This is a genomic window from Streptomyces sp. NPDC002754 (genome assembly GCF_053592315.1).
Genome location: NZ_JBSFVM010000047.1, coordinates 25,129 through 31,155 on the forward strand (window position 1 = coordinate 25,129; position 6,027 = coordinate 31,155).

5 protein-coding genes and 1 rRNA gene are annotated in these 6,027 nt (G+C 72.2%); 5 read left to right on the forward strand and 1 reads right to left on the reverse strand.

Annotation, left to right across the window (positions count from 1 at the left end; all coding sequences use genetic code 11):
- Window positions 1–129 precede the first annotated feature (129 nt).
- From ACWD2L_RS38880 to ACWD2L_RS38900, 5 genes are all read left to right on the forward strand, one after another.
- Window positions 130–1,491, forward strand: a complete 1,362-nt coding sequence (locus ACWD2L_RS38880) for a glycerophosphoryl diester phosphodiesterase membrane domain-containing protein (protein WP_351341992.1) — start codon at window positions 130–132, stop codon at window positions 1,489–1,491.
- A 4-nt stretch (window positions 1,492–1,495) separates the two neighbouring features.
- Complete coding sequence (locus ACWD2L_RS38885; protein ID WP_351341994.1) at window positions 1,496–2,182, forward strand: DUF4129 domain-containing protein; 687 nt, start codon at window positions 1,496–1,498, stop codon at window positions 2,180–2,182.
- Between the two features lie 167 nt (window positions 2,183–2,349).
- Window positions 2,350–3,543: a DUF4350 domain-containing protein gene (locus tag ACWD2L_RS38890; protein WP_351342002.1), complete on the forward strand. Its 1,194-nt coding sequence runs from the start codon at window positions 2,350–2,352 to the stop codon at window positions 3,541–3,543.
- On the forward strand, window positions 3,543–4,532 hold the full coding sequence (locus tag ACWD2L_RS38895; RefSeq protein WP_451193554.1) for an AAA family ATPase: 990 nt from the start codon (window positions 3,543–3,545) through the stop codon (window positions 4,530–4,532). The genes ACWD2L_RS38890 and ACWD2L_RS38895 overlap by 1 nt, the downstream gene beginning before the upstream one ends.
- A 29-nt stretch (window positions 4,533–4,561) precedes the next feature.
- Window positions 4,562–5,872, forward strand: coding sequence for a DUF58 domain-containing protein (locus ACWD2L_RS38900; protein WP_351341998.1), 1,311 nt, complete (start codon window positions 4,562–4,564; stop codon window positions 5,870–5,872).
- 82 nt (window positions 5,873–5,954) lie between these two features.
- Here ACWD2L_RS38900 and rrf read toward each other — a convergent pair.
- Window positions 5,955–6,027 (reverse strand): 5S ribosomal RNA (gene rrf / locus ACWD2L_RS38905); the annotation flags it as partial.

Consider the following 6,027-nt stretch of genomic DNA (forward strand, 5'->3'; position numbering starts at 1 on the left):
GCCCCGGACCGACCCGACAATTGAAGGCGTGCAGCCCACACGGGGCCAGGTCATCCGGCACCCACCCCATGGCACGATGGCAGCCAACCTGCTGCCGCGACCGCGGACGGGCACTTTGAAGGAGCGACGATGAACGACACTCCGGGCTGGGCATCGCCCGGATCTGCCCCCTCCGACGGCCCGGACGGCAACCGCAAGGACGGCCCCGACCAGAACGGCGACGCGCCGGGCAGCGGTCCGCAGGACGCCGCCCCGCAGGACGCCGCAGGCCAGGACCCGAAGTGGTCCAAGGAGCAGCCGCCGCCCGCCCAGTGGTCCGCCCCCTCCGGCCCCTCCCAAACCCCTCCCTCGCCCCCGCCGGCTCCCGGCCAGGGTCAGGGCCAGGGCTGGGGCGGCCAGGGCTGGGGCGGCCAAGGCGGTGGCGGCAGCTACGGCCAGGGGCCGGGCGGCCCCGTAGGCGGCGGCTACCCCGGCTGGGGCGGCGGCTGGCAGAGCAAGCCCTCTGCGGCCAAGCCCGGAGTCGTCCCGCTGCGCCCGCTCGGCGTCGGCGAGATCCTCGACGGCGCGGTGTCGACGATGCGCACCTACTGGCGCACCGTCCTCGGCATCTCGCTGACGGTCGCCGTGGTCACCCAGCTCCTGGCGGTCCTCCTCCAGGGCTTCGCTCTCAACGACGCGGCGACCACCACGGCCCTCGACAACCCCGACGCCACCCCGCGCGAGATTCTCAGCGCCCTGGGCACGCTCCTGGTGGGCTCCGCGGTCGTCGCGGTCGTCACGCTGCTCGGCACGATCGTCGCGACGGCCCTGCTGACCACGGTCACCAGCCGCGCCGTGCTCGGCCGGCCCGTCACCATAGGAGAGGCCTGGCGTGACGCCCGGCCGCAGATCCTCAGGCTGCTCGGCCTGACGCTGCTGCTCCCGCTGATCGCCGCCGCAATCATGCTCGTGAGCATCGCGCCCGGCATCCTCGTCGGCGCACTCGGCTCGACCGGGGGCGGTGTCGCCCTCGGGGTCGTCGGTGGTCTCGCCGGCCTCGCCGTGACGATCTGGCTGATGGTCCGCCTGTCCCTGGCTTCTCCCGCACTGATGCTGGAGAAGCAGACCGTCCGCAAGGCCATGGGCCGGTCCACCAAGCTCGTCCGCGGCTCCTGGTGGCGGGTCTTCGGAATCACGATCCTGGCGTCCCTGATCGCCGGGGTCGTCTCGGAGATCATCCTCGTCCCGTTCACCGCCATCGCCGGGACGGTCAGCGGCGACGGCTTCGCCGGCCTCCTCGACAGCGGCGGGAACTTCGGCTGGGCCTTCCTCATCATCACCGGCATCGGCTCGATCGTCGGCTCCACCATCACCTTCCCGATCACGGCCGGCGTCAGCGTGCTCCTCTACATCGACCAGCGGATCCGCCGCGAGGCCCTCGACCTGGAACTCGCCCGCGCCGCAGGCCTGCACGACTACGGGTCCGCCCCCGGCGCCACTCCGGGGAGTTGATGGGGTGAGCGCACTTGGGGGAGTGCTCCACACGACGATCTCGTCGGTCCTCACCGGCGGCGACGAGCCGCCGGTGAGGATCCCGCGCGCTCCCGCGCGGGAAGCGGCGAAACACGAGCTGTCCAAGCCCGCGTACCACCAGGACGACCCGAACTGGTTCATGCGCGCACTGAACAAGTTCTGGGACTGGATCGACGAGCTGTTCTCCGCCGCGTCCGGCGTCGCCCCCGGCGGCACCGTCGGCCTGCTCGTGATCCTGCTGGCCGTCGTCGCCGTGGCGGCCGCCCTGTGGTGGCGCCTCGGCACGCCGCGCCGCTCCCCCACCTCCGCGCCCCCGCTCTTCGACGACCGCCCGCGCAGCGCCGCCGAACACCGCGCCACCGCCGCGGCACACGCCGCCCAGGGCCACTGGAACCAGGCCGTCCAGGAACGGATGCGCGCCCTCGTACGCTCCCTGGAAGAGCGCGCCCTCCTCGACCCCCGCCCCGGCCGCACCGCCGACGAGGCAGCCGCCGAAGCCGCCCGCCCGCTGCCCCAGCACGCGGACCGCCTCCGCGCGGCAGCCCGCGACTTCGACGACATCGCGTACGGCGGCCGCACCGCAACCCCGGAAACATACGAGCGCCTGTCCACCCTGGACACCGACGCGGAACACACCACCCCCACCCTCACCGCGGGAGCCCCCCGGTGACCAACCCAACCGACCCGCTCAATCCCCTGGGTCACTCGAGCTCGACCGACCCCCGAGCCACGGGCGAGCAACCCAAGCCCCTGGGCACGGGTGAGCACATCAAGCCCCTGCGGCGATTGAGCAGCGGGGACCGGGGCAGAGCCCCGAGGCCTGAGGACGTCCCACCACTGCCCCCGGCCCCCGGCACCACCTCCATCACCCCCACCACCCGCCAAATCTGGACCCGCACCCGCGGCATCACCCTGGCCCTGGTCCTCCTCCTGGCCGCGGCCACACTCCTCGCGGTGGCCCGCTCCGGCGAACAACATGGCACCCTCGACCCCCGCTCCGCCGACCACCGCGGCAGCCGCGCCGTCGCCGAACTCCTCGCCGACCGGGGCGTCCACACACGCGTGGTCACCACAACCGCCGAGGCCCGCGCGGCGACAGGACCCGACACAACGCTCCTGGTCGCCACGCCCGACCGGCTCACGGCCCACCAACAGTCCCGGCTCCAGGCCGCCACCGCCGACTCCGACGGCCGCACACTCCTCGTCGCCCCCGGCGCCGCCGCGGTCGAGACGCTGGCCCCCGGCGTCGCCGCCGATCCCGAGCCCGCCGCCGACAAGGCCCTCGGCCCCGGCTGCGCACTGCCCGAGGCCCGCCGCGCCGGCCCCGCGGACACCGGCGGCCACCGCTACAGCACGACGCTCACCGACGCCGACGCCTGCTACCCGAGCCACGGCTCCCCCACGCTCCTGCGCCTGCCGTCCCCCACCGGCGAAGGTGACACGATCGTCCTCGGCGCCCCCGACATCCTCCTCAACGACCACCTCGACGAACAGGGCAACGCCTCGCTCGCCCTTCAACTCCTCGGTTCGCGCCCTCATGTGGTCTGGTACCTCCCCTCCCTCTCCGACGATTCGGCGGCGGACGGCGCACAGAACGACCGCAGCTTCGTCGACCTGATCCCCAACGGCTGGCTCTGGGGCACACTTCAGCTCTTCATCGCGGCAGCACTGGCCGCGCTGTGGCGCGCACGCCGACTTGGCCCCCTGGTCCAGGAGCGCCTGCCCGTCGCGATCCGCGCCTCCGAAACCGTCGAAGGCCGTGCCCGCCTCTACCGCAAGGCGAACGCCCGCGATCGCGCCGCCACAGCTCTGCGTATCTCCACTCGCACGCGCCTGGCCCCCCTCATCGGCGTCCCCGTCTCCCAGGCCCACTCGCCCGAGATCTTCCTCCCGGCCCTGGCACGCCAACTCCCCACGCCCGCCCAGGACCCGCACACCCTCCTCTTCGGCCCGCCACCCGCGACCGACGCAGCACTCATCGCACTCGCCGACCACCTCGACGCCCTCGAAAGTGAGGTACGGAACCCATGATGGACCCGACCACTGACAACGCCGGGCCCACGACCGATCCCCGCAGCTCAAGGGCCTCTTTGGAAGCCCTGCGCACGGAGATCGCCAAGGCCGTGGTCGGCCAGGACTCCACCGTCACGGGCCTGGTCGTGGCCCTGCTCTGCCGGGGCCACGTCCTCCTCGAGGGAGTGCCCGGCGTGGCCAAGACCCTCCTCGTACGCGCCCTCGCCGCATCCCTCGAACTCGACACGAAGCGCGTGCAGTTCACCCCCGACCTGATGCCCAGCGACGTAACGGGCTCGCTGGTCTACGACACCAACACCGCCCGCTTCTCCTTCCAGCCGGGCCCGGTCTTCACCAACCTCGTCCTCGCGGACGAAATCAACCGCACGCCGCCCAAGACCCAGTCCTCCCTCCTCGAAGCGATGGAGGAGCGCCAGGTGACGGTGGACGGCACGCCGCGGCCGCTCCCTGACCCGTTCATGGTGGTCGCGACCCAGAACCCGGTCGAGTACGAGGGCACCTACCCCCTCCCCGAGGCCCAACTGGACCGCTTCCTCCTCAAGTTGAACGTCCCGCTGCCCACCCGCCAGGACGAGATCGACGTCCTGACCCGCCACGCCTCCGGCTTCAATCCCCGCGACCTGAAGGCGGCAGGCATCCGCCCGGTGGCCACGGCAGCCGACCTCGAAACGGCCCGCGCGGCGGTCGCCAAAACCACGATTTCCCCCGAAATCACCGCCTACGTAGTCGACATCTGCCGAGCGACCCGCGAATCCCCGTCACTCACCCTCGGCGTCTCCCCACGAGGCGCCACGGCCCTCCTCGCCACAGCCCGCGCCTGGGCCTGGCTGACCGGCCGCGACTACGTCACCCCCGACGACGTCAAGGCCCTCGCCCTCCCCACCCTCCGCCACCGCATCCAACTGCGCCCGGAGGCCGAAATGGAGGGCGTCACCCCGGATTCCGTCATCACTGCGATCCTGACCCACGTCCCCGTCCCCCGCTGACCCGACGCCCAACGGAGGACGACACGACAATGGCACTGACCGGCCGCACGGCCCTTCTCGCAGCCCTGGGCTCCCTCCCCATCGGCATCTGGGACCCCAGCTGGACCGGCATCCTGGCCGTCAACACCCCGTTGGCCCTGGCCTGCGCCTGCGACTTCGCCCTGGCCGCCCCCGTACGCCGCCTGCGCCTCACACGCTCCGGCGACACCTCCGTACGCCTCGGAGACCCGGCCGACGTCACCCTCACCATCACCAACCCCGCGCGCCGCCCCCTGCGCGCGGCACTCCGCGACGCCTGGCCCCCGAGCAGCTGGCAGGCCGGCATGGAGTACGAGTCGTCCCGCCACCGCGTGAACATCCCCGCGGGCGAAAGGCGCCGCGTCACGACGCACCTCCAGCCCACCCGCAGAGGCGACCGCACGGCCGACCGCGTCACCATCCGCTCCTACGGCCCCCTCGGCCTGTTCACCCGCCAGGGCACACACAGGGTCCCCTGGACGGTCCGCGTCCTGCCGCCCTTCCACAGCCGCAAGCACCTCCCCTCCAAGCTGGCCCGCCTACGCGAACTCGACGGCCGCACCAGCGTGTTGACCAGGGGCGAGGGCACAGAATTCGACAGCCTTCGCGAATACGTCCCCGGAGACGACACCCGCTCCATCGACTGGCGCGCAACAGCCCGCCACTCCTCGGTGGCCGTCCGCACCTGGCGCCCGGAACGCGACCGCCGCATCCTCCTGGTCCTCGACACCGGCCGCACCTCCGCGGGCCGCGTCGGCGACGCCCCGCGCCTCGACGCTTCTATGGACGCCGCACTCCTCCTGGGCGCCCTGGCCTCCCGAGCCGGCGACCGCGTGGACCTCCTGGCCTACGACCGCCGTACCCGCGCCCTGGTCCAGGGCCGAACCGCAGGGGACGTCCTCCCTGCCCTGGTCAACGCCATGGCTCCACTGGAACCAGAACTGATCGAAACGGACGCCCGAGGTCTCACGGCAACAGCACTGCACACAGCACACCGCCGATCCCTCATCGTCCTTCTTACGTCCCTGGACGCGGCCCCCATCGAAGAGGGCCTCCTCCCCGTGCTCTCGCGCCTCACGAAGCGTCACACGGTCGTCGTGGCCTCGGTGGCCGACCCGAAAATCGAAACGATGGCGTCGGCCCGGGGCACAACAGAAGCCATCTACGATGCCGCGTCAGCAGCCCAGGCAAAGGCCGAACGCCTCCGCACAGCCGAACAACTCACCCGCCACGGCGTCACCGTCGTGGACGCCACCCCATCCGAATTGGCCCCAGCCCTCGCGGACGCCTACCTGGCTCTGAAATCCGCCGGCCGCCTTTGACCGGATGGTCGGGCCATGGGCGGGCCCCTAAACGCAGGAAAGCCCGGACCGTATCCCGGTCCGGGCTTTCCTTTTAAAATTAGTTCGGCGGCGTCCTACTCTCCCACAGGGTCCCCCCTGCAGTACCATCGGCGCTGTGAGGCTTAGCTTCCGGG